The sequence below is a fragment of the Sphingopyxis sp. genome (assembly GCF_036402335.1).
Taxonomy (GTDB): Bacteria; Pseudomonadota; Alphaproteobacteria; order Sphingomonadales; family Sphingomonadaceae; genus Sphingopyxis.
The window spans coordinates 1-3400 of record NZ_DASWTD010000296.1 but is presented as its reverse complement, the minus strand read 5'-3'; the positions used below and the strand labels follow the sequence as shown (position 1 = coordinate 3400).

Sequence of the window (3400 nt, the reverse complement as noted above, 5' to 3'; positions counted from 1 at the left end):
TGGGCCCCGGCTTTCGCCGGGGTGCACAAAAGGGGCAGCTCCCCACCCCAAAGCCGACGTCGCCTGCAAATAAGCCTTTCCTACATTATCCGGCTATGCCAGCCTTCATCCGGCTCTTTCATTCGGTGGAGAGAAAGCGGTCGCTGCCCGGCTTGGGGGCGCGGCTACCGCGGAGCATGCGGGCGCGTCCGGCACACCGCGAGGTCCAAAGCGGGGAAACGCATAGGGCTGAACTTTCCTGACCTTTGGAATTGTAACGCGGTCCCGGACACCCGACGAAGTGGGTGGGGAGCGGCCGCTTCCCAGCCCCAAGGCGCCATTGCTGCAAGGCTGTGCGCGCGGTCACCGACGCCGGCTGGACGCTGCGATAGGAGCTGATAATCTGATCGGGGTCGAGGGGAGATCGAATGATGCGAAGCCTTGGGTTGATCGTCGCACTTTTGTGGTCCGGCTCGGCGCACGCAGCGCAGGATCGCCCGGCGATGCCACCGGTCACCGACCAGTTCCTTCTCGACCAGCTCGAACTCGGCGAGGAAATCGAGGGGCGCGCCGACGGCGATCTCAACGGTGACGGCGATAGCGACACCGTCTTCGTGGTTTCCAGCCCCGACGAGCGACACCTCTATGTGGTTCTAAGCTATCGCGGCGAAGTCGATATCGGGCATGAACCGGGCGGAGATTTCAAGCTCGAGCCCTATGCCCTCGGTCCCGCCGAACTATCGATCGACAAGGGCGTGCTGACGGTCCGCGACCTGACCGGCGGCACCACGGCGCTGTCGGCGACCTATCGCTATCGCGCCGTAAAGATCAGGGAACGGCAGCGGATGCGGCTGATCGGGCTCGATGCAGCGGTTTATAGCCGCTCCTATGCCCATGACGGCGACGAGATGAGCTGGAATGTCGCGACCGGCGACACGATTACCAGCCTGCTCAAGGTCGCGACAAGCGGCGAAGGCGGATATGACAAGCTCCATACACGCAAGTTCAGGCGACCGGTCAGGACGATCTACATGGAAGAAACGCCGGGTGCCGAGGAAGAACTCATCGGCGCCACCAAGGCGAAATGATCCAGTCAGGGTTGCAGCAGCGCCGGTACGATCCAGACGGCGGACAGGACGATAATCGCCGCAATCAACGAGAAAGCCAGCACATAACGGACATTATGTCCCTTGACCCCGCTGCTCGCTTCGGTCTCGGTCACTTCGACATGTTCATCGACGACTTTCATGATGCGATTCCCTTTCAACTCGTCCGCCTAGAACGCGGTCCGCGCACGGGCGGTTCCCGCATGCGGTGTCGGGGAGAGGTGCCAGAGGGTCTGTAAGCCGGGTTCTGTCCATCCCCTTGCAGGGACTGTGCGATCATTCCTCTAGGCGAACGGTTACCCGAACGCTCAAGCAGTCAACCCGGACGGCCGGGCCGGAATCAGCCCTGAGTTGCCTCGTACCGTCCCTATTCGACCTTGCTCCCGGTGGGGTTTGCCGTGCCGCGCCTGTTACCAGCCGCGCGGTGCGCTCTTACCGCACCCTTTCACCTTTCGCCGGGCCGAAGCCCTTGGCGGTCTGCTCTCTGTGGCACTTTCCCTGAACCGGACCGAAGCCCGATCCGCCGGACGTTATCCGGCACCGTGATTTCCGTGGAGCCCGGACTTTCCTCCCCCGGCGGGATACCCCACCGGCGGCGATCGCCCGACCCTCTGGCAGAGCGAGTATAGCAGTGTTGCCGGCGGTTGGCGAGCGGGACGAAAAGCCCTCGCCCTTTGTCGCCGACCCGCGATAAGAGGCGACCACCATTTCGGCCAGAACGCCGTACAGGAGTGAAGAATGACGTCTCCCCGCCTCGCCATGATGAACCGAAGATCTTTCCTTGCCGCCAGCGCGGCAGCCATGGCTGCGAGCGGTCTTGGTGCCAATGCAGCCCCGAGACCGCGGTTCATGATGGACGGCCTCAGCTTCCTGCCCGAAGATCTCGCCGAAATCCGGGCAGCAGGCCTTGGTGGAATGATCTGCGACATTTCGGAAATCGAGGAGGTTCGCGACAAGGACAATGTCCCGCGTTACCTCAGGACCTTCGAAAAATGCAGCGCCGCACTCGATGCAGCGGTGACGCGGCTCGCGAACCGGCCCGAGGCGTTTGTTGCGCACAAGGGTTCGGATATCGGGTCGCGCCCCGGCTGCGCGACCTTCCTGCAGTTCCAGTCGTGCGAACCGGTCGGCACCGACCTGACCCGCATCGCGGATTTCCAGCGCCGCGGCCTGCGCGTCCTGCAATTCACCCATCACAACAACAACCTGTTCGCCGGCGGCGCGCTCGAACGCGAATGGAGCGGACTGACCCCGCTCGGTATCGATGGGCTGGCCGAGATGAACCGCGTGCGGATCGTCCCCGACGTCTCGCACGGGTCAGAACCCACGATGCTCGAAGCGGCGCGGCGCAGCACGACGCCGATCCTGCTGTCGCATGGCGCATGCAAGGCGATCGTCGATCATCCGCGCTGCGCCTCCGACGCGGTGATCAAGGCGATTGCCGACAAGGGCGGCATGATGGGCATTTTCATGATGAGCTTCTGGCTGACGCGCGATGCCGTGCCCACGGTCGACCATCTGGTCGCGCAGATCCGCCATGTCGCAAACGTCGCGGGGATCGAGGCGGTCGGAATCTCGAACGACTTCCCGATGGCCGGCCAGACAAATCTGGTCGCGCTGAAGAATGACAATCAAGAGGGGGTGAAGGAATATCTGCCCTGGTGGCAGGCGATGCGCGAACAAGGGATCGCCGGTTTCGACTGGACGCCGGAGCATGTCGTCATTCCGGAACTCAATAATATGAATCGCATGGCGACGATTGCCGCCGCGCTCGACAAGGCCGGTTTTCGTTCGCGCGACATCGACCGGGTGATGGGCGGGAACTGGCGGCGCGTCCTCACCGACGTGCTGGGTTAAAGCCCTGCTCAAAGAAAAGGGGCGGCCCCCAAGGAGCCGCCCCTTCCCGTTTTCGAAGGCCCCGGCGAACCGGGGCTGCGAACTTATCAGAAGCGGAACACCGCACCGACGTACAGGTTACGACCGAACGGATCGTAGCTGTCCGCCGCGGTTTCGGTGCCGGTGATGCTCGAGGCGCCGTTCTGGTTGATGACCGGCGGCTTCTTGTCGAACACATTGTCGATACCGGCGTAGAATTCCAGACGGTCCTTTTCGACCGCGAACCGCGCCTGAACGTCGTGATACCAGTAGGCCTTAACGTAATTCTCGTCACCCAGCCCGGGGTTGCCGCCGAGCGTATCCTGCATCTTGCTCTGATAGTTGGTCCGCCAGTTCAGGCTGATGGGCCCGGTCTGGTAGGTAACCGACAGGTTGGCGCGATGCTTGAAACCCGCCCCGAGGCGACCGTCGCCATCGAG

Annotated in this window: 3 protein-coding genes, 1 other RNA gene and 1 pseudogene; 2 read left to right on the top strand and 3 right to left on the bottom strand. The window is 63.0% G+C overall.

Annotation, left to right across the window (positions count from 1 at the left end; all coding sequences use genetic code 11):
* The first annotated feature begins 407 nt into the window (after positions 1-407).
* Positions 408-1067, top strand: coding sequence for a hypothetical protein (locus VGD20_RS09240; RefSeq protein ID WP_331134159.1), 660 nt, complete (start codon positions 408-410; stop codon positions 1065-1067).
* A 5-nt stretch (positions 1068-1072) separates the two neighbouring features.
* On the opposite strand, the gene VGD20_RS09235 is transcribed toward VGD20_RS09240, so the two are convergent.
* Positions 1073-1228 carry a hypothetical protein gene (locus tag VGD20_RS09235; RefSeq protein WP_331134158.1) on the bottom strand — a complete coding sequence of 52 codons (156 nt, stop codon included), beginning with the start codon at positions 1226-1228 and terminating at the stop codon, positions 1073-1075.
* Between the two features lie 77 nt (positions 1229-1305).
* An RNA gene (rnpB, locus tag VGD20_RS09230) (RNase P RNA component class A) lies at positions 1306-1700 on the bottom strand.
* Between the two features lie 186 nt (positions 1701-1886).
* Here rnpB and VGD20_RS09225 point away from each other — a divergent pair.
* Positions 1887-2942: a membrane dipeptidase gene (locus VGD20_RS09225; RefSeq protein ID WP_331134157.1), complete on the top strand. Its 1056-nt coding sequence runs from the start codon at positions 1887-1889 to the stop codon at positions 2940-2942.
* Positions 2943-3028: 86 nt separating this feature from the next.
* Here VGD20_RS09225 and VGD20_RS09220 read toward each other — a convergent pair.
* A pseudogene (locus VGD20_RS09220) lies at positions 3029-3400 on the bottom strand (hypothetical protein); the annotation flags it as partial.

Coding starts and splice junctions, on each gene's coding strand:
- VGD20_RS09240 (WP_331134159.1), top strand. CDS start 408: ATGATGCGAAGCCTTGGGTTGATCGTCGCACTTTTGTGGTCCGGCTCG.
- VGD20_RS09235 (WP_331134158.1), bottom strand. CDS start 1,228: ATGAAAGTCGTCGATGAACATGTCGAAGTGACCGAGACCGAAGCGAGC.
- VGD20_RS09225 (WP_331134157.1), top strand. CDS start 1,887: ATGGCTGCGAGCGGTCTTGGTGCCAATGCAGCCCCGAGACCGCGGTTC.